Consider the following 20,424-nt stretch of genomic DNA (forward strand, 5'->3'; position numbering starts at 1 on the left):
GCTGCCCTACCACACCTACCCGGCACCGCTTCGTTCTGCGTCGCTGCATCTGCAGCAGAGAAACGAGATTATGAAGAGCGAGTGACAGGTCGTCAACCCCCTTCGACGAATTTTCTTTCACAGAAGCGCCAATCGGCGCGCAAAGCGTTCGCCCTACATATAGTAGGTTTTCGATCCTCAGAGGAACGCAGGCGTGTGAACACGGACAAGTTGGTCTATAGTCGGGAGTCTGCCGTCCGTCACGAGAGAACTGCCCGTTGTTGCAACAAACTTTTTTTTCGTGCCGCCACGGGCGGACAGCGAACGGATCTACGGCAACAGCGTGCGACGAATTGCTGCGCACAATGCGCGCGAACGCGCAAGCTCGTATATAATGCGAGCCGCGCGAATTTCGCACATTTCTATCGGCCCGCTCAAAGCGGGCTCATCTTTTTGCTCCCTAGAGCACACAGCCATATAACCGCGTTGAGTCACTCAGGTGATGTTGAGCCATGCTCGAAACGCCTGACGGTCGCGTCTTGCGTCTCATAGCGAAGCCTCTCGAGGAGAATACGTGAACCCTTTTGATCGCGAAGATTCGCAACACGAAACCGCAGCCTACACGAAAGCTCCGTCGGGCCGTACGCCCAAGGGCAAGGGCGCGGGCAAAGCGATCCCCGTGGCGGCCGAGCTGCCGCCGCAGCAAGCCGAAGAACGTCAGCGCCAGATGCGCGCGCTGATCCAGCTGGGCAAGGAGCAAGGCTACCTGACCCACGCGCAGATCAACGACCACCTGCCCGATAACTTCGCGCAAACCGCGGCGATCGATAGCATCGTCAGCGCGTTCAACGACATGGGCGTGCAGGTCTACGAACAGGCTCCCGACGCCGAAACGCTGCTGCTGAATTCGAACGCTCCCGCAGTCGTTTCCGACGATCAGGCGGATGAAGAAACCGAAGTCGCGTTGTCGACGGTGGATTCCGAGTTCGGCCGCACGACCGACCCCGTGCGCATGTACATGCGCGAAATGGGCGCGACCGAGTTGCTGACGCGCGCGGGCGAAATCGCGATTGCAAAGCGTATCGAAGACGGTCTGCACGAAATGGTGCAGGCCATCGCCGCATGCCCGCTCGCAATTTCCGCGATCCTGGCAAGCGCCCAGCAGGTTGCGGACGGCGAGCTGCGAATCGACGAACTGGTCGACGGCCTCAACGAAGACAACATCGCGGCGGAAGAAGAGATCGTGAGCGCCGAAGCGACAGCCGACGTGGACTCGGACACGGAAGAAGACGACGACAGCGATAGCGACGACGACGTCGGCCCGGCCGATTCGTCTGCAGCAGACGAAGCGCGTCTGAAGCAGCTCACGAGCGACTGCCTCGAAATCTTCGCGCAAGTCGGCATTCTGTACGACCAGATGAACGCGTCGCACACCCGCGGCGACGTCAGTTCCAAGGCATATCAGCGCGCGCGCGAGGAAATTCAGCAACATCTCGCGAAAATCCGGTTCACGGCGCGCACCATCGACCGTCTGTGCGGCGACGTGCAGCATCAGGTCGCGCAGGTTCGCGCGATCGAACGCAACATTCTGCAGATCGTCGTGACGAAGAGCGGCATGCCGCGCGAGAAGTTCATCGAGTCGTTCGCAGGTCATGAAGCCGATCTCGGCTGGACCGAGCGCGCAGCACGCGGCACGACCTCGTATGGCGCCGCGCTCGAGCGTCACCTGCCGGCAATTCAGTCGGAACAGCAAAAGCTGATCGATATCGAAGCCACCGTCTCGCTGCCGCTCAAGCATCTGAAAGAGATCAACCGCCAGATGGTCGCGGCTGAATCGAAGATGCGCAAAGCCAAGAGCGAAATGATCGAGGCGAACCTGCGTCTCGTCATTTCCATCGCGAAGAAGTACGTGAATCGCGGCATGCTGTTCCTCGACCTGATTCAGGAAGGCAACATCGGCCTGATGAAAGCGGTGGACAAGTTCGAATACCGCCGCGGCTGGAAGTTTTCCACGTACGCAACGTGGTGGGTCCGCCAGGCCGTGACGCGTTCGCTCGCCGATCAGGCGCGCACGATCCGCGTGCCGGTGCACATGATCGAAACGATCAACAAGCTGAACCGCATCTCGCGTGAAATCCTGCAGCAGACCGGTCAGGAAGCGCACCCGTCGGTGCTGGCCGAGCGCATGGATCTGTCAGAAGAGAAAGTGCGCGGCATCCTCAAGATCGCCAAGCAGCCGGTGTCGATGGAAACGCCGGTTGGCGACGACGGCGACGCCACGCTCGGCGACATGATCGAAGACTCGGCGGCATCGTCGCCGGCAGACGCCGCGATGCAGGCCGACCTTCGCGCCGCGATTGACGATGCGCTCGACTCGCTGTCGCCGCGCGAAGCCAAGGTGCTGCGTATGCGCTACGGCATCAACACGAAGTCGGACCACACGCTGGAAGAAGTGGGCAAGCAGTTCGACGTCACGCGTGAGCGCATCCGCCAGATCGAAAGCAAGGCCATGCGCAAGCTGATGCATCCGAGCCGTGCCGATCGACTCAAGTCGTTCCTCGACCGTTGATCCAGCCAGTCTGACTCTGCTTCACCGCGCTTGCCGTGCGCCATGCACGGCAAGCGCAATTCCCGCCTCAAGCTTCAGAATCCCACCGTTCTCAAATAAGCAGCGAGATGATCCCGCCAAGGGTGATGCCCGCCGCCAGCCAACGTCCGGCCGTGTAGAAAGCGTTGCGCTCTTCGTGCGGCTGATCTGGCCGTTCCAGCCCGAGCGTGCCATACGCAAACGACTTCACCGCGGACGAATCCGTCGCCGACGCGCCCTCGCCGTCCGCACCGGCCGCGCTCGTGCCATCGACTACATTCGTATCGCGAGCCGCAGCAGCAGCGCCTTCCGTGGAGATGCGCACAGCCTCGTCCTGCTTCGACGCATTCGAGGTAGCAGAGCGCGCGGTGGCGGCATTGTCGCCAGTGACGGCAGTTGACGACGCACTCCTTGTCGTGCGGTCAGTTGCCTGTCGTGTTGACGGCAACGCACTGTCGATTTGCATTGCAACCTCCGTTCGTTTCTTCAGGGCGTTCGGCGTAGCGCCGGATACAGGCTCTATCGACCGGGACCGGTTGAAACTTGACGCCCTGTAAGGCACGGTAAGCGCAGACGCGAGTGCCAACAACGACGCGTTCCGCCCCACATCATGTTGTCCACAGAAACTGTTCAGAAGGCTGTGGATATCCTGCGCAAGAGTAGTCCAAGTACCTGAGCGCGCACAGTTTTCATCCTCGGCACGCGGCAAGTCTGAAGTCAAAAAACAAACCGCAACGAGGCCGCGCTCAAGGCATCACAAACGTTTTCACGAGCGTCAGTTCGCCGGCTTTGCGCATCGGCACGCGGATCGTCTCGCTCTTTTCGTTCGGCGTGTTTTCATTGGTGATGATCGTCACTTGAGCGACAGTCATGTCGCTTCGGTCGTTACCGCTGCCGTAGTAATTTACGAAGACGAGATAGGTGCCCTTCAGCGGCGCCGCCGATGAATAGATCTCCGGCCCATAGCCAGTCGTGACGTCGACGTCGAGCGCGCCGCCGTTCGCCACGACGCGATCGCCGTACCATGCATGCGCGCCGTCCGGCGATACCACGTGGAGGTCGAGATCCGTGCCGTCCGTGTCCCACGCGAGCAATACGCGCAGCTTCGGCTGCGTCTTGCCGCCATAGGCGTCATAGAACTGAACGCGCTTGCGGCTGCCGTCCGGCGCGCGCAATTCAACGCCATTGCTGCCCGCAGGAAACGCATAGGGCCGCGAGAACTTGCCGTCCTCCTCTACCCGCTGCGGCAACGGCGTGCCGTCGACCACCAGCGTACCCACGGTCTTGCCCTTTCTTTTCGGTGCGTTACGAATCTGCCCTTCGATCAGTGCAAGTTTCGACTGCCCTTCCGGCGTCGCTACGGACACCGCCGGATAGTGCACATCTTGCGTATAGCGTTCGCTGTCGCCGCTCGTATTGCGCCAGCCGTTCAGCGGCGCGGCGAAGTCGATATCGCTTGCATGCGCGGCCGGCGCGCCCTGCAAGCACGCGAGAACCAGCAAGCTGTAGCCAGCAGCGTTCATCCATCCCGTCGTTTTGCGCTTCATCGTGACTGCTCCCGTCCCGCTTTCATAGTCGCTCGCTCTTCACGAGCATGAGGTCGCCGATCTTGCGCAACGGCACAACCATCGTTTCACGCCGCTCGTTCGGCGTATTTTCGTTGAAGACCAGCGTCAACGTCGCCGTGATGACGTCGCGGTCGTGCGCGGACGCGTCGAAGTTGTAGCCGGTCGTATCGAAGTTGCCCCAGTAGTTGAGGAAGAACAGCCACGTGCCACGCTCCGGCGCCGCCGATGAAAATATCCCCGGCCCCGCGCCGTCCACCGAGTCGACGTCGAAGCCGCTGCCGTCTTCGAGCGTCGGATTGGCGAAGAACGCGTGCAGCCCGCCCGGCGTGATCACATGCAAATCGACCTGAGCGTGAGGATCGTCCCACGTGACGATTGCGCGCAGCTTCGCCTGCGCCTTGCTAGTGTCCGCTTCATAGAACTGCATGCGCTGACGCTGCCTGCCGTCAGCAGAAATGAGTTCAATGCTGTTCGAGCCTGCACCGAATGCCCACGGCCGCGCGAATGCGCCTTCGTCGTCCGTGTAGAGCGGCGTCGGATTGCCGTTGACCACGAGTGTCGGCGGCTTGCGCGCGTGTTTGTCGATACGCTTCAGGTGTCCCTCGATCAATGTGCGGTAACGCTGCGCGCCGCGATCGACCGGCGGTCGCGGATACGCCGCGACGAATTGCTCGCCCTCATTCGTCAGCCCGCTATGACGCCAGCCGCCGAACGAGCGGGTGAGATCGGCGACGCCACCATCGGCACTAGCGGCGCGCGCCTGTGTCACAACGCCTGTGCCGGACACGCAGCATGCAGCGACAGCCACGAGCATCACGGCGCGCAGGCGAACCCGCCTCAGCACGGAAGACCGGCTCAACGAAAATAAGGAGGTGACGTGGTTCATTGGATCGGATTGTCGGTACGAATCAGCATGCGGGCGGTGCGCTCGACAAAATCTTCGTCGAGTCCACGCGGATGATGCTGAAACGCGAGGTGAACATATTCATGCGCCAATGCAATGCGATCCTCTTCCGTTTGCAAGCGATACACATAGACGCGATTGCGCTGCGCGTCCGCGTACGGACGTCCTTCGCGAACGGCACACACGGCCGGCAGGTCGGGCGTCTCGTATCCGGCCGCGCCATCCATGCGCCGCGCCCAGGAAGGCGCATTGCGCTCCAGCCACTCGCGCGCGCCGGTCACCGCGATGCAATCGCCGGACAAGGGGCTTTGAAATGAAGTCAGCGTGGCTTGCGGCCATGTGCGTGCAAGGATCGCATCGAACGTCAGGCCAGTTTGCGCGGAGGCTTTTGCGGCAAGCCAGCTCATTTGCCCTGCCGCGGCCTTGTCGTGGTGATACTGGACAGGCACGCCGGTCAGCACGAGCGCGTCGGTCATATCGGCGGCACGGCGCGCCGCCGCAGTCGGCGCGCGAGGCAGAACGCGCTGCGTATTGCTGCTATCGTCGATACGCAAACAGCCGTGATCGTGTACGCCGTGCTGCACGACGTAAGTGCGCGCCGCCACGGCGAGCGCCTTGGCCGCTTCCGGCTGCGCCGTATCGCCTTCACGCTCGACTACGCGCGCCACATAGTCGTTCATGCCAAAGCGGCCGACCACTTGCGGCGCTCCCGCAGCGTTACGATCGAGCCGCAACTCGCCGCGGCTCGTCAGTCGCGTCCAGTTGCCGTTCACAAAGCCAATGCGATACTCGCCGTTCAGCGGCCCGTCAGCCACCGTCGCGGGTCCTTTCTGGCCGAGCACTTTGCGAATCGGATAGCGGCTGAAGAAATCGACGACGACACATGCGCCGTCATCGGGCACGGTGACTCGCGTGAGAAGCGGCGCAATGCGCGGCGCAGCCAACGCGAGCACGCGTGCGCTGCCGCCGGGACCGGCGAGCCAGACCGGCGTGCCATCCGCGAGCCAGCCTGCGGCGCCGCCCACTGATGCGCCTGGCCGGGCCGCATCGGGCATCGTCCACGTTTTGGCGCGCAGCAGGCTGCCGTAGAGCGACACCGTTCCCTCGCCACGCCCGCTCGTCAGCACGGAGACCAGCGTGCTGGCCGCCGCTTCGCGTGGACGTGCGGGCATCGCCTGCAATGCGGCAAGCAGTTGCACGACGGGCACACGATACGTCGGCGTCATCGCGTGAAGGTCGCGCAACCAGGCAGGAGCGTGTACCGCTGTCCAATACTTGCGCCAGTCGGCGGGATCGAGTTGCAGACGCCCCGGTTCGAAAAAGAGCCCGCACGATTTCACGAGTGCATGCTCGCGATCGACATGACCGCCCGTCATGCAGCAATACACTTCTTCGGGATCGCCGCCGTTGCACGTGTAGTCTGGCGTTGCGATGTTTCGATCCACCAGATAGCCGTAGACAAACAGCTTCCACACGCTGCCAAGCGGTGTTTCCAGCGTGGCGGGCAACGGCAGCGCGGATTGCGGAGACAGGCCGCTAACGGCGCCGTCGACGTCGGCTTGCCAAAACTGGCTTTGCCCGTCGCGCAACCACGCGAAGCGCAATGTCTGTTTCGACGCCGGCTGCAGTGAAGCCGGCCCGGCCGCATACGCGCGATCGAGTGTGACGCCGCAGATCATGCACACCGCGCCCACGGCGAACGCGATCCGCAGCATCATCGCTGCAAGAAGATCGCGGACAAACCGAAAAAGCGCGCGGAACATGGCCTGTGTCGCTTACTGGATGCGCAACGAAGTCACGCGATCGCTCTTGCCGCCTTCGAACGCCTTCGCGTCCGGTTGATACATGCGGAAATAGCGCGCGGGTGGCAATGCGAATGTGCCCGGCAACGCGAAGCGCACCAGTTGCCGCAACGCCACTGGCCGATCGAGCAACGGCACCGGCTGGTGATACGAGAGCTCACCCATTTCATACGATGCAGCACGCGCGAACGGTTGTGGGCCGCTCTCGCCTTCCTTCTCGCCAGGCAAGCCCTCGATCGACACGCCCCAGCTCGTCGCTTCGACGCTCGCGCCGGGCGGCAGCGGCACATCGAGCAGACCGTAGTGATACGCGTTGCCCGAGCGCGGCGTAAGCGTGACTTCGTCGACGTACAGTGCATTGCTGTCGATCGCGTCGCCCGATTTCACGAGACGCGCGGTGAACGCAGATCGCCCCACATTGCTGTCGCCCGCGCCCTGCTTTTTCGGATCGGCTTTTACCTCGACCGGTTCGAGCTTGTAGAAGCGGCGGGCGACGCCGATGTTCAAGCGGCTGTCTTCGCTCGCATGACTGCGGAACGAGACGATTGCGCTGACGTCCGTGCGTGCGGCGCCTGCGTCGAGCGTGGACGGCACGCCAGCAGCGGTCCATTTCCAGAGTGGCGTGCCGGTCGGCGTAGCAGCGCGCGTCCAGCCCGCGCCTTGCAGCGACGGCAACGAAGTAGCCGCCACATCGCCGCCGAGCGCCTTGCGCAACCAAAGCAGCGTCAGTGCGCGGTCGAGCGTCGGGTAATCGGCGCTGCTTCTTGCAAGCAATGCGGATGCATCGACGCTCGCGCCTTCGCCGGACATGGCAAGCAGGCTTTGGACTAGCGGCGCCGGATCGTTGCTCAACGAGACACGCGCGGCGCTCGATGCCGCATCGAAACCGTCCGGCGTCTGCGCGCCCGTCGCGCGCGCCATGTTCGCGATCAGCAGCATCGCCATCTGCTTGCCGCGCGGCGAATCGGCCTGTGCAAAGACGATACTGTCCGACGCGCCATACGTAGCACTAGCGGCGTTGCGAGCCGGTGCAGCGGCGGTGGCCGCCGCGTCGCTCATCAAGTCGGCAGCCACGCCCGAGACAGGCGTCGCGACCGGCAAGCCCATCTGCTGCATGAACCACAGCGCCAACGCGCGATGAAGCAGTGGCTCTTTAGCGCCGGCGTCGCGATAAACCTCCATTGCGTGTTGCCAGTTTGCGGCGGGCAGGCTTATGCCGAGACTGCGGCTCGCGAGCCAGTCCGCGTAGTACGCGTAGGCCGTGATCAGCGCGCTGCCGCCGGTCGTATCGCCCCACCAGCCGAACGTGCCGCCGACACCCGCGAGCATAGCCAGACGTTGCCGCTGATTACGCAACAGCGCTTCGATTCCTTGCGTCGAACTCGCGTTGTCGCCGCGGCCGATCGCGTCGTGTGCAAGTGCGAGCGGAATCAAGCGGCTCGATGTCTGTTCGGCGCAGCCATACGGATAGTTGATCAGATCGTCGGCCACGCGCATGAACTGGCTCGCTGCGCTGCCGACGAAACGCACGCTCACGTCCTGGGCGTCTTGCGGCAGATTGAGCGGCTTGCCTGCGCCGTCAAGCGCGACAGTGTTCTGATGAAGATCGAGCCAGCCGCTCGCGTCGAGACGAATCGTGGTCTGCAAGCGGTCCACATCCCTGTCGCCCTTGCGCAAGGTCGCGTTGACCGCGCCGGCCTTCAGCGCGCCGCTCGGCAGACGCAGATAGTTCGCGCCGCGCTTAAGCGTGACCTTCTGATTCAGCGACAGACCGCCGCCCTCCACCAACCACTGCGCGTCCATGTCCGCGTCGGTCTGGTTGAAGGCGATCATGTCGATAGCCGGCTGGTCATTGACGCGGAAATGCGACGGCCCGCTCCACTTCAGATACAGCGCCTTGTCGGAGCGCACGTATGCGGTGCGCTGGCCGACCATGCCATCGGGCGCGGCCGCGCGCACGGTGACGCGCCAGCGCGCTAGCGAGTCGGGCATTTTGAACGTCATGGTGGCGTGACCATTGGCGTCGGTCTTCAGGCTGCCTTCCCACGCAGCCGTATCCTGATCGTCGCGGCGCGGGCGTTCGAGCACTTTCACGCCGCGCTCGTTGTAATTCGCCCGTTGCGGCCCGCCCGGCGCACCCTTGAGCGGCGAACGCGCGAGGTCGTAAGTGATGAACGACAGACTTGACGACGTCCGCACGTTATTGCGCCGCGGATGATAGAAAAAGTCGACGATGTTCGGCGCAATCTCCGGCTGCAGCACATAGACCATTTCATCGACCACGCTCACCGTCAGATTCGCCGCTTCCGGTTTGCCGTTCAACGTGCTGTCGAAATTCAGGGTGACGGTATCGCCTGGACCGTACACCGGCTTGTCGCTCTTCACGTTCAATTCGATTTGCGGCTGTGCCACGACGATGCCCGCGTTCTGGAACGCGTATTCGCCCGCATGCACGTACAGCACCGAGAAGGTCATGTTGGGCGCGAAGTCTTCGCCGACCTTGATACGCGCCTTCCATTGCGACGGCGTCACGCGCTGCAGTTGCAACCAGTCGCCGCCCGCGCTCAACAGCGCGCGTCGTTCGACGTTGTCGCGTTCGAGCGTCAGCAACGCATCGTCGACGGGCAGCGGAAATGTGATCAGCGCTTCCGCCGTGTCGCCAATCTTGTACCGGTCGCGATCGAACACGATCTCGACGCTGCCTGGGATCGCCTTCAGGCCGTCGCCCGCGACCCAATGGCTGACGGCGGCGAGCAGGTTGCCCGCGTCGTCTTTGACCGACAACATGTACGAACCCGGCTGATCGAATAGCACCGCGAATGAGAGCTTGCCGCCAGCGCCGTTCGGCGCACTTTTCAACGCACCTTCGGCGTGCGTCTGCGATTCGAGGCGCGTCCATTCCCATTTCGCCGGCGCATGCGCGGTTGGGTCGACCGCGGCCAGCGCCTGCAAGTCGAAGCTCACCGATTCCTTCGGCTGCGAGAACGACTTCGACGTAGTCAACCGGTACGGCGTCGCGCCGCGCGCGATCAACACTTCGCGCGTCACGCGGACCTTGTATGCGGCGCCGTCCTGCGCGAACAGCGTCAGCGCATACCGGCTCGGTTCGGTCGCTGCGGGCAGCGTCAGGCTGGCGTTGCCGTCGCTATCCGTCTTGAGTTCCTGTTGTTCGAGCTTGACCGGGAAGAGTCCCGCATAGTGCAGTTCGCCGTCGACAATCGTCACTTTCTGCGCGCGCAGCGTGACCGAAATCTTGCTGTCGCGCACCGGCTTGCCGTCCGGATAGCGCAGCTGGATTTTGCCCTTCAACGGCTCGCCGGTCGCATAGTCGGCTTTGTCCATTGAAAGATTGACGTCGAAGTGCGGCTTCACATATTCGGCAACGCGAAACGCGCTGCCATACACATCGCCGTTGTAGTCGAACCGCAGCGTGTAGCCGCCAGCGCTTGCGTCTGCGGGCAGCGAAAACGACGTGTCAGCGCCGGTATCCGAAGCGAAATGCGTCTTCGCCGTTGCAACCGGCGAGCCGTTCGGGTCGAGCACTTCAAGCTTGATGTCGGCCTCGGCAGGCGCCGACGATTGAGTCGCGTTCTGAAACGTACGGCCAATAAACTTTACGTGGACCTGATCGCCCGGCCGGTACATCGGCCGATCGGTGACGGCGTAGATTTTCGTGTTGTAGATCTCGCTGTCGTAATAGAAATTCTCCGACACGAACACGCCGCCCTGCGGATCGACACCGAGCACATAGCTGCGCTCGGGGCTCACGTGTTGCAGCACGAGCGCGCCGTCGTTGCCCGTCGTACCGCTTTGCAACACACCTACGCCGTCGGTCCAGTTCACCTCCGTGTTAGCGACCGGCTTGCCGCTATCGCGCCGCGTAGTCCACACCAGCATTCCGCTCGATGCTGCTTTCACGACCGCCACCGTATCCGACACGAACAACAACGTGTGCGCGCGATAGTTGCCGATCACCGCCTCGACGATATAGAGGCCCGGCGGCAGCTTGCCTACCGGGATCATCACGTTGCCGGAGCTTGCCTCGATAAAGTTACTGCTGCTGCCCGCGAGGTTCACGCCCTTGGGCGGCTCGATCACTTTCGCGTCCCAGATCGGATAGCGAAAACGCGCGACCATGTCATAGCCTTTCAGCGGGGCGAACTGGGAGTTCTGCGCGAACTGCGTCTGCTTGCCGGTCTGTTCGCCGAGCTTGAATTGCGGCGCGGCCTCCGTTGCCTTGCTGCGGGTGGCGAACGAGAGCACGCGCTGCCATGCGCGGCGCGCCTCGGTGAACCAGCGGTCCCACAGATAAGCCAGCGTGTTCGCGAGGCCGTCGCCCTGATAATTCGGCGCGACATTCAGCCGATGCAGATTCTTCTGTGCCTTCAGAAACTCGAGCGGCTTCGGCACCCGATACACGACGATGTCCGCGCCGCCGTATGCCTGCAACGCGTCCTTGAAATCGCGGCCGGGCGCCTCAAGCCGGACCTGCGCGAGTTGATTACTGCCGAAGCTCGCATCCGAGAGGAGGAAGAAGGGTTGACCGTCCACTTTCTGCGAAGCGAAGTTGCTCGACGGCGCCGGATTGAGCGTCGGATTCGCGGCGATGCTGGCGTCTGCCGATGCCGCCGACGCTGCCGACGCGTCGTCGCCCGCCTGCGCGGTGCCGCTTACGGTGATCAGCGCAATCCACACAAACAGCGCGGCCATGGCAACGGTCGCGCGATCGCGCATAGGGTTCAACCATTTGCAAGTCGCGATCACAGAGCTCATTCGGGTCATGGTGTCAAAAAGTCCAAACGAAACACGCCGACAAAGTTCGGATTGCCGTCGAGCGGCTGCCAGCGGGAATCTTTCCATTGCATCAGGTCGGAAACGGCGACCGCGCGCAGACCGGTATCGATCGGCGTGACGGTGCCTGTGTGATAAGCGATGTAGCGATCGAGCCAGATCATCAGATGCTGGTCGTCGCCCTGGTCGAAGAACAGCAGGTCGCCGGGCAGCGCCTGGTTGACGTCTTTCGAAACGAAGCGGCTATTGCGTTGAATCAGTGCGATGGCGGAAGCGTATGCGCCAGTGGAACCGTCGAGTTGCGTCCAGCGATTCGCGATCATTCGCTGCGCCGTGGACAACTGCAGTTCGGGCGGCAGACTGCTCGTGTCGGCAAGGCCGGTCATGCCGTTGGCGTGCAGCCATTTGCTGTCGTGTGGTCGCAGCGTCTCGCCGACGGCAAAGCGCACTAGTCCCGCGCAATCGCGTTGCGTCCAGCGCGGCGTCGGGCCGCGGCGCATCTGCTGATCGACGATGCGGGTGAACCACGCGCGAAACACAGCCGATTGCTGCGCGGTGAGCGTGTCGGGCTCGGGACCGGAAGCACCAGGACTCAGCGCGTGGGCATAAGGCGCGACGCTCGCCGCTGCAAACGTCGCGGTGATGCGCAACAGCCATGCGCGGCGTGAAACCGCCACGACGCGTGAAGTCGCGACTTCACGGGTGGGATGCGCGACAAACTCCGCACGGAGTTGAGGCGTCGCGCGCGAGGGCGCCTGGCGAGGCGCGCGCAACGCGCCGGCTAAGCGAAGGCGACGCATTAATCGCCCTCTGTGCCGGGCTGATCTGCGGATGCTTGCGGCGAGCCGTTAGCCGAACCCGCATCGCCTTTCGCGCGATCGAACCACCACTCTACCGGCACCCAGCCGGTCGAGCCTGGCAAGGTTTGCGGCAGCGTCAACGAAACCGGTGGATAGTGTGCGAGCGCGCGCAGCTTTGGTGTGAGATGCGTACGCGAGGCGTTGCGGAACACGGCTTCCTGATCGGCGGGCAGTGCGGCGCCAGCTTCGCGTTCGATCAGTGCTGCAGCGGACGAAGGCGTCAGCGTCAGAATGGTGCGCGGCAAACGCTCAGGAGCGAGCGTGTCTGCCAGCGCGGGGTAACGCTTGTCGAGCACTGCCAGCGTGTCGTCGACGAGACGTGAGTCGGGCGAGAAAATCAGATAGCCGTGCGCGAGCGCGAGCGTCACCGGGAAATAGCGCTCCGCCGATAGCTGCGACGCGAACGACGCCCTACTGCTCGACGCCGTGCCCGAGCGCGCGCTGACCGGCCTCTGCCAGACGGTGACGTCCGCACCCAGGTCGCGCCTCGTGACCGGCAAACGGCGATAGTTAGTGTAGTCAGCGTCGTTGGCGTCCGTCTTCGCGGCCTTTGCCTCATATGCGCCAATCACGTCACCGAATGTTTTGTCGAGCGCGGTCTTCAGCGCAACGAGCGAGGCCGCGTCCTGTGTCTTGTCCTGCGTTTTAACTTGAGCGATGAAAACCGGCGCAACCAGCGTGGATTTCGCATACCAGCACACCGCCGCGGGGCCCGTCAGACGATCGCCGATTGCCCCGGCGGCGTCCGCCCCATTGGCCACCTTGCCAAGCAGTGCCGATGCCTCCTTCCAGTCCGCGGGCAGGCTCGCGCACGCTGCGGCGTTCGCCGGCAATGCGTGCCACAAGGCCGCGCTGTTCCACTGCTGCGGCAGTTTGCCCGGCTCGATCAAGGCCGAGGTCCGCCAGGTCGCCGACGCGCTGCCGTTCGGCGAGAAGTCGAACCGCAGCGCGTCGATGCCCGAAAAGAACGCCTGATAACCGAACGACAGGTAATTCGCCGACACCACCAGACGATGCCCCTTCGGCGCGTCTCCCGAAGCGTCCAGTTGATATGCGCGAGCGGCGGCGTCGCGACCGGACGACAGCATGTCGGACACAGCATCGGCGCGTTCGCCCAACAGGCCACCCTTTTCGTCGAGCAGAACGCCGGGCGCGGACAGCACGACGAGCCGATCGTCTTTCGTCGCGAAAAGCAGCGTTCGGCCAACTGCGAGCTTCAGCGCGTAGACCGGAACATCGCCGGAGAGCCTGGCGACCTGACTCAGTTGTGTGTCGCTTGCGGCGACGTTGCCCAAGCCCTGCAACAGCTTCGCAAGACCGTTGCGGCGCACGGACATGATCCAATAGCCGAGGCGGCCATCCGGCGAACGCCAGAGCAACACGTGCGCGGGTTCGTCGAACACGCGGCGGATCAGTTCGTCGCGCCAGTCAAGCTGATGTTCGAACGCGAGACGCCGCAATGCACCTTCAGCGGAAAGGCGCGTATTCGCCGATTCGTAATAGTCGACGAAGTCTTGCGTGAGCACGTCGTGAAGCAGCGGCACGCGCAGCATGTCGCGCGGTAAACGCGCCAGCGCTTCGCTGTCGATCACCGCGTCGGGATGATGAATGTCCAGAACGACTTCGCCCGCGTTGGTCGCCTTGCGATGTGCGAACGGACGCCACACGGCCTGAATGACGATGCCGGCCACGATCAGAAGCGCGGCCACGAGGATTGCAATCTTTTTACGCGACATCTTCATCTGAGTTTTTCTGGTTCGATGCGACGATATTAACGTTGATGCCGGCCGGATTAAGCCGCCGTGACCTATCGCTGAAGGCAGCGATGATAACCGATATTTTTAACAGCAAACCACCCGACATTGCATTTAACAATTAGAGAGGTTTCAGGTGCTTGTTGACCACAAGTTGCGCTTGATTAATGCGTCGAAAGAGGTTAATGATTTTTTCTGTCACCGCGATTAAAGAACGTTCGTTCCGGCGCTATACCGCTGAGCGTCAGTATGCGCGGGCCCCCGCGTAGTCACATGCGACTCGCAAGCCAATTCGAGCGGCGTCCGGATACACTCACGCAGGCAAGCGGCGATGCATTATGCGCATAAACAACCGAGGTCCCGCGAGATCACCTGTTAATGCGGGACTTGCTCCTACAGATTCAGAGAAACATTACTTCTATTTGCGCGACGCAACTGTAAGACGACCGCATTTTTCACCGCTTGAGCGTTATGTTTTTACCTGGACATAATCGTCGACGCCTCGCGTTCGCGGAATTATTCAATCGCTGCGGTCGCTCGCATCGTCAGATAGCCATCGTGATCTTTTGCCCATAGGTCGATCGATTTTCCATCCGCCGCGGGCGCGCCGCACACCGTGAAAGCCTGGCCCGAAAACGTCGGGCGAAGCGCTTTGAACGCAAAGCTCTGGAGCGTTGCATCGGGTCGCTCGCGGCGAACGAGATCGACCAGCAGCGTGGCAATCAACGGCCCGTGGACCACGAGGCCAGGATAAGCCTCGACTTGCGTCGCGTAGGGATAGTCGTAGTGAATGCGATGGCTGTTGAAGGTGAGCGCCGAATAGCGAAACAGCATGACGGGATCGGCCTCGATAATGCGGCTCCAACGTTCGCCCTGCGGCGCGAGTTGCGGCTGCTGAGGCCGCGCGTCTGCTAGCGGTGCGTCGCGGTAGACGATGTCGTGCTCTTCTTCGAGCTTCAGTTCGCCGCCGACTTCAATCGAGTGCTGCACCGTGACGAACACGAGGCGCCCCGAGCGACCCGTCTTGTCTTCAATGTTCGCAATGGTCGACGTACGCTTGGCGCGCTCACCCACTTTCAGCGGCGAATGGAAAGTGATGCGCCCGCCGGCCCACATGCGGCGCGGCAGCGGCACCGGCGGCAAAAAATCGCCGCGCTTAGGATGACCGTCCGGCCCAGTTTCGGACATTGGCGCGATCGGCAAGAAGTAAAGCCAGTGCCAAAGCGGCGGAACGGTGTCGCCGCTTTGTTCGCGATCGAATGTCGCCGCGAGAGCTGCGAGCGGAAACGCGGTAATGAGATCTTTGGCGACTCGCTCGGTGCCGAGCCAATCATCGAGTTTCTGGTGGGAATCCGACATGGACAAGCCTCCGGTGGAGCGGCCAGTTGACAGCACCTACTATGAACGACGCGACGCGCTTCGCAAAGGTTATCGTTGGGCGGCGTCACTTTCTCCTGCTCGCAACTCACTGTTTTGCCGGACACATCGCCGGTTGGTCCGCGCGCCTCCAACGTTGGGGAATTACAGCGCAAGAGTCGGAGTGCGCGGCCTGAAAGACGCGCTTACACTCAATCATCGTTCGAAAATCGCTTAGGGAGACTCTGATGAATACGGTGGCGAAAGATGCCCGCGCGCAATCGCCGGAACAGGATCGAAAAACTGAATCAAAGCCGTTGCAGAGCCGCAATCATGCAAGTTCACTGACGGGGCGCATCGAGACGACTGATTGGTTTCACGTCGAAGAAGAACTGAACGGCTATGGCTGCGCGATGCTGCACGGGCTGCTTGACGCGCGCGAATGCGATGCCCTCACTGCGCTGTATCCCCGAGAGGACTTGTACCGCAGTCGCGTAGTGATGGCGCGGCATGGCTTCGGCCGTGGCGAATACAAGTATTTCTCGTATCCGTTGCCGTCGTTAATCGCACAGTTGCGCCGCGAGTTGTATCCGCATCTCGTGCCGGTGGCGAATCGTTGGAACGAGGTGATGGGCATTGGCATCCGCTATCCGGGCGCACACGCCGAGTTTATCGAACGCTGCCACGCTGCGGGCCAGACGCGCCCGACACCCCTAATGCTGCAGTACATGACCGACGACTATAACTGTCTGCATCAGGATCTTTACGGCGAGCACGTGTTTCCGCTACAGGTTGCAATTCTGCTGTCGGAACCCGGCGAGGATTTCACCGGCGGCGAATTCGTGATGACCGAGCAGCGTCCGCGAATGCAGTCACGCGCGGAAGTCGTGCCGTTGCGCAAGGGAGATGCCGTGGTGTTCGCGGTTCATCATCGGCCGGTGCAAGGCACGCGTGGCGTATATCGCGTGAATTTGCGGCACGGAGTGAGCCGTTTGAGATCGGGACAAAGGCATACGTTAGGAGTTATTTTTCATGATGCGATGGCGTCGTCGTCCGATGGCGTGGTCAACATGTAGTTGTTGAGCGTGCTCGCGACTGGCGGCGGTGACAGGGCCAAAAAATCACACCCGACAATTCCCAGCCCGTGTCATACCACCGCGCGCTCAACACCCACAGCCTTAACCGACTCACGCAGCCAGCCGCTCAGCGCAAGCCGCCAGAAGACCTCAAGCCGACCGGGTCGCTGTGCGATTCCCGACACGCATAAACGAACTCCGCTCAACGATCGCGCCGAACAGCAGCCCGATCGTCGCCCACATGATCGCCTGCATGCCGAGTGCAGCCACACGGAACTTCCACAGCAGCGCCGCTGGAAAACCGGCCGGCGTTTCGTCGATCACGGGCATCGACATCTGCACCGCGGCAATGATGGCGATGAACACAAGTCCGGCCACGATCGAGCCGTTCCATGCGCCAAGTTTCATTGCCGCGCGGCGCCGGACCTTCAGCGAAAAAACCATCGCGGTCAGCGAGATGGCGATCATCAGAAAAAACAGGCCCGTGCGCGTTCCGATTGTCTCCGGGTCGCCGACCGCTGGCGGGTTCGCCGGATACTTGATGTTAGGAACGATCACCAGTGCGACGAAAGCGCCGAGGGCAAGCCACGCCGACAACGCACGTGCGCTCATCGCCCCCACTCGCCCGTACGCATAGGCAAACACCAGAGAGAACAGTCCGCCGAATGCCGCGCCGTAGGTCACTACGCCGGTGAGCAATCCCAATCCGGCTTGCGTATCGCGACTGACCAACTCCTGCTCATGCGCGTGCTCGTGCTCGTGCTCGTGCTCGTGCTCGTGCTCGTGCTCGTGCTCGTGCTCGTGCGCGTCCGCACCCGCACCCGCACCGGCGTGCTCATGCTCATGCATTGCGCCGGCTCCGTCCCCGGCTTTCTCTTCGAAGGCAATCGCCTGATTGACCTGCGGCTCGCCCGCCACTCGCGCAAACGCGAACGTGAGCAGCCCCGCGGCGATGCCTGCAAGCATCCCGCGCAACAACAACTTACCGACCATGTTCTGCTCCGTTAGTGGCAGGGAAAGCCGAGCAGATGGCGGCCGTCGTGCACGAACTCATGCACGTACATGCCAGGCACTAAAGACGTGGCGCCCTGTTCCGCACCGACGAAATACAGCGCGAGCAGCAGCAGCAATCCTCCGAACACGGCCCAAGGCAGCAGTTCACGCAACGGAATCGGCGTGGGCTGAATGGCGGGCTGGCCGGCGGTATCGAAAACAGCTTCAGTCATGATGGACATCTCCTGGGGTAGCGCGCCCCGTAGTCGATTGCAGAGGAATGATGCGAAGCTCAGGTCTGGCTTTCGGCTTGTGATGCCGATTACAGTGGCGCGACCGCGCCGGGCTTTCACCGGCTTCCGCGCTTCGCAGTGCGGCTATTCTACGCGCTAAACTTCCGCGCCAGCTACCACGCAGCGACACGAGCGCATATTGACGGGAACTCAAAAATGAACCTGCGGCTGTTACTGGTCAGCCATGCGCCAACCGCGGCCATGCGCGCGGGCCGCTTTCCGGCCGACGATCCGCTCGACGCTCGCGGCCTCGGCGAAGCGCAAGCAGCGCGAGCGCGCCTGTCGTTTGCCGATAATGCAAGCGCATTCGTCAGCCCCGCCGCCTGCGCGCGCGAAACGGCCCTGGCGCTCGGCCTCGCTGCGAAGGTGGACACCGCGCTTTCGGATGTCGACTACGGCCAGTGGCGCGGCCAACGGCTCAACGATCTCGCCGCGCACGCGCCAGACGCACTGGCAGCCTGGACGCACGACCCCGACGCCGCTCCTCACGGCGGCGAATCATTCAGCCAGGTGGTGAAGCGGATCGGCGAATGGCTCGACGCAATAGACGTCGCGCCGGATGGCGCGTCGCACGCTGTCCACGATGTGGTCGCCGTGACGCATGCGCCGCTGGTCCGCGCGGCGATCGTCCATGTGTTGGGCACACCGCCAGCGGTGTTTTCGCGCATTGAAATCCCACCGCTCGCGGTCGTCGAACTGCAGCGCTCGCAACGACGGGACTGGACATGGCGGCCGACGTCGTCGTGACCTTGCCGGAACAACCAAGGCTTATTCGTCCGATACCGACAGCCGCGCCGCCCACACGAACTAACACGGCGCTGATCACGCTTCTCCGCCGGCGCACACGCGCCAACCACGGTCTTTTCGCAATAGGCATGCAACTTGCATTCTGGCGATACCGGCTGACGGACCAGGCCAATTATTCGATGCTATAACCACGCTATGTCAAAAGACGCTGCCACTCACAAGCCTACCCGCCTTTGCTCAGGAATCGAGGGAATCGATAACATCCTGGGAGGCGGCCTCACCCCACACCGCATGTACCTGGTGGAGGGCGCGCCGGGAACGGGTAAAACCACCCTGGCGTTGCAATTTTTACTTCAGGGCGCTGAGGAAGGGCAGGCAGGTCTGTACATTACGCTCTCCGAGACTCGTTCGGAGCTCATCTCGGTAGCTGACAGCCATGGCTGGGATTTGAGCCAGTTCCATATCCTGGAACTGGTCTCCGACGAAGGTCTGGATCCGCAATTCGAGCAGACGGTGCTGCATCCGGCTGAGGTCGAACTCGGCGAAACGGTGCGAAACGTCATCCAGCAGGTCGACGAGATCAAGCCTGTGCGGATCGTGCTCGACAGTCTGTCCGAGTTGCGCCTGCTGTCGCAGAACGCACTGCGCTACCGGCGGCAAATCCTCGCGTTGAAACGCTATTTCGCCACGCGCGCATGCACGGTCTTGCTGCTCGACGACAATACGTCCGACCCGGGCGACGTGCAATTGCACAGCATCGCTCACGGCGTGATCGCGCTCGACAACGTCGTGCACGACTACGGCGGCAATCGCCGGCGCCTGCGCATTGCCAAGATGCGCGGCATCAAGTTCCGCGAGGGATACCACGACTTCACGCTCGACACCGGCGGCATCCATGTCTATCCGCGCCTCGTCGCGGCCGAGCATCACGCCAAATTCGATACACATGTGGTGAGCACGGGCACTGGAGGTCTCGACGCGCTGCTGGGCGGCGGACTGATACCTGGCACCAACGCGCTCCTGATCGGCCCTTCGGGTGTCGGCAAAACCACCACCGTGGTTTCGTGCCTGATTGCGGCTCTCGAACGTGGCGAACGCTGCGTCTACTATGTCTTCGACGAAACGCTGGTCACCCTTGTCGCGCGTTGCGCGACGGTCGGCATGAATCTGCAGCCCTATGTGGACAACGGACTATTGACGCTGCGTCAGATCGATCCCGCCGAGATCTCGCCCGGCGAGTTCGCGAGCGACGTTCGCACCTCCGTCGAGAAAAGAGGCGTGAAATATGTGGCGATCGACAGTCTCAACGCTTACCTGCAAGCAATGCCCGGTGAGCGCTATCTGCTGTTGCAGATGCACGAACTGCTCGGGTATCTGAACCAGCAAGGCGTCATGACGATGCTCGTGCTGGGACAGCATGGGATTATCGGCGAGGTTCAGAGCGATATCGATATCAGCTACCTGAGCGACGTCGTCATTCTGTTCCGCTATTTCGAACACCACGGTGAAGTGCTGACCGCCGTGACGGCAGTAAAGAGCCGCGCTAATGCCCATGAACGTTCGATCCGCCAGTTCCGGCTCACGAGCCATGGCGTCGAAGTGGGTGAAGCGCTGCGCGACTTCGAAGGCGTGCTTTCCGGCTTGCCGTCTTATCGCGGCACCACGGCGCTACTTGGCTCGACGGAGCGTGTCATCGACACGTCGCGGCAGTAAC

The 20,424-nt window shown here is 62.4% G+C and carries 14 protein-coding genes and 1 riboswitch; of the genes, 4 read left to right on the top strand and 10 right to left on the bottom strand.

Annotation, left to right across the window (positions count from 1 at the left end; all coding sequences use genetic code 11):
• Positions 1-553 precede the first annotated feature (553 nt).
• Positions 554-2,548, top strand: a complete 1,995-nt coding sequence (gene rpoD, locus SB753_RS25975) for an RNA polymerase sigma factor RpoD (RefSeq protein WP_410802558.1) — start codon at positions 554-556, stop codon at positions 2,546-2,548.
• 91 nt (positions 2,549-2,639) lie between these two features.
• On the opposite strand, the gene SB753_RS25980 is transcribed toward rpoD, so the two are convergent.
• The 8 genes from SB753_RS25980 to SB753_RS26015 all read right to left on the bottom strand — a co-directional run bounded on the left by SB753_RS25980 (position 2,640) and on the right by SB753_RS26015 (position 15,604).
• A complete protein-coding gene (locus SB753_RS25980) occupies positions 2,640-3,032 on the bottom strand; it encodes a hypothetical protein (protein ID WP_087754785.1) in 393 nt (130 codons plus the stop codon).
• A gap of 280 nt (positions 3,033-3,312) precedes the next feature.
• Complete coding sequence (locus tag SB753_RS25985) at positions 3,313-4,113, bottom strand: YfaP family protein (protein WP_410802560.1); 801 nt, start codon at positions 4,111-4,113, stop codon at positions 3,313-3,315.
• A 22-nt stretch (positions 4,114-4,135) separates the two neighbouring features.
• The gene (locus SB753_RS25990) at positions 4,136-5,020 is read right to left on the bottom strand and encodes a YfaP family protein (RefSeq protein WP_410802562.1); all 885 of its coding nucleotides are present in this window, start codon (positions 5,018-5,020) and stop codon (positions 4,136-4,138) included.
• A complete protein-coding gene (locus SB753_RS25995; RefSeq protein WP_410802564.1) occupies positions 5,017-6,801 on the bottom strand; it encodes a DUF2300 domain-containing protein in 1,785 nt (594 codons plus the stop codon). Before SB753_RS25995 ends, SB753_RS25990 begins: the two co-directional genes overlap by 4 nt.
• Positions 6,802-6,813: 12 nt before the next feature.
• Positions 6,814-11,574 (bottom strand): alpha-2-macroglobulin family protein, encoded by a 4,761-nt coding sequence (locus SB753_RS26000; RefSeq protein ID WP_410802566.1) that lies wholly within the window; start codon positions 11,572-11,574, stop codon positions 6,814-6,816.
• Positions 11,575-11,618: 44 nt separating this feature from the next.
• On the bottom strand, positions 11,619-12,431 hold the full coding sequence (locus tag SB753_RS26005; protein ID WP_310360314.1) for a DUF1175 domain-containing protein: 813 nt from the start codon (positions 12,429-12,431) through the stop codon (positions 11,619-11,621).
• Positions 12,431-14,233, bottom strand: coding sequence for a DUF2138 domain-containing protein (locus SB753_RS26010; protein ID WP_410802568.1), 1,803 nt, complete (start codon positions 14,231-14,233; stop codon positions 12,431-12,433). The genes SB753_RS26005 and SB753_RS26010 overlap by 1 nt, the downstream gene beginning before the upstream one ends.
• Positions 14,234-14,761: 528 nt before the next feature.
• Positions 14,762-15,604 carry a MaoC family dehydratase N-terminal domain-containing protein gene (locus SB753_RS26015; protein ID WP_410802570.1) on the bottom strand — a complete coding sequence of 281 codons (843 nt, stop codon included), beginning with the start codon at positions 15,602-15,604 and terminating at the stop codon, positions 14,762-14,764.
• A 245-nt stretch (positions 15,605-15,849) separates the two neighbouring features.
• Between SB753_RS26015 and SB753_RS26020 the strand changes: the two genes are divergently transcribed.
• Positions 15,850-16,677: a 2OG-Fe(II) oxygenase gene (locus tag SB753_RS26020; RefSeq protein WP_410802572.1), complete on the top strand. Its 828-nt coding sequence runs from the start codon at positions 15,850-15,852 to the stop codon at positions 16,675-16,677.
• A gap of 150 nt (positions 16,678-16,827) precedes the next feature.
• On the opposite strand, the gene SB753_RS26025 is transcribed toward SB753_RS26020, so the two are convergent.
• Positions 16,828-17,670, bottom strand: coding sequence for a CbtA family protein (locus tag SB753_RS26025; protein WP_410802574.1), 843 nt, complete (start codon positions 17,668-17,670; stop codon positions 16,828-16,830).
• 11 nt (positions 17,671-17,681) lie between these two features.
• Positions 17,682-17,903: a CbtB domain-containing protein gene (locus tag SB753_RS26030; protein WP_131317972.1), complete on the bottom strand. Its 222-nt coding sequence runs from the start codon at positions 17,901-17,903 to the stop codon at positions 17,682-17,684.
• Between the two features lie 40 nt (positions 17,904-17,943).
• Positions 17,944-18,082: riboswitch (cobalamin riboswitch) on the bottom strand.
• A 37-nt stretch (positions 18,083-18,119) separates the two neighbouring features.
• On the opposite strand from SB753_RS26030, the gene SB753_RS26035 reads away from it, so the two are divergent.
• Positions 18,120-18,710 (top strand): histidine phosphatase family protein, encoded by a 591-nt coding sequence (locus SB753_RS26035; protein ID WP_410802576.1) that lies wholly within the window; start codon positions 18,120-18,122, stop codon positions 18,708-18,710.
• A 195-nt stretch (positions 18,711-18,905) separates the two neighbouring features.
• A complete protein-coding gene (locus SB753_RS26040) occupies positions 18,906-20,423 on the top strand; it encodes an ATPase domain-containing protein (protein ID WP_410802578.1) in 1,518 nt (505 codons plus the stop codon).
• Position 20,424: the final 1 nt, after the last annotated feature.

This window comes from Paraburkholderia sp. SIMBA_053, assembly GCF_046534895.1.
Lineage (GTDB): Bacteria > Pseudomonadota > Gammaproteobacteria > Burkholderiales > Burkholderiaceae > Paraburkholderia > Paraburkholderia caledonica.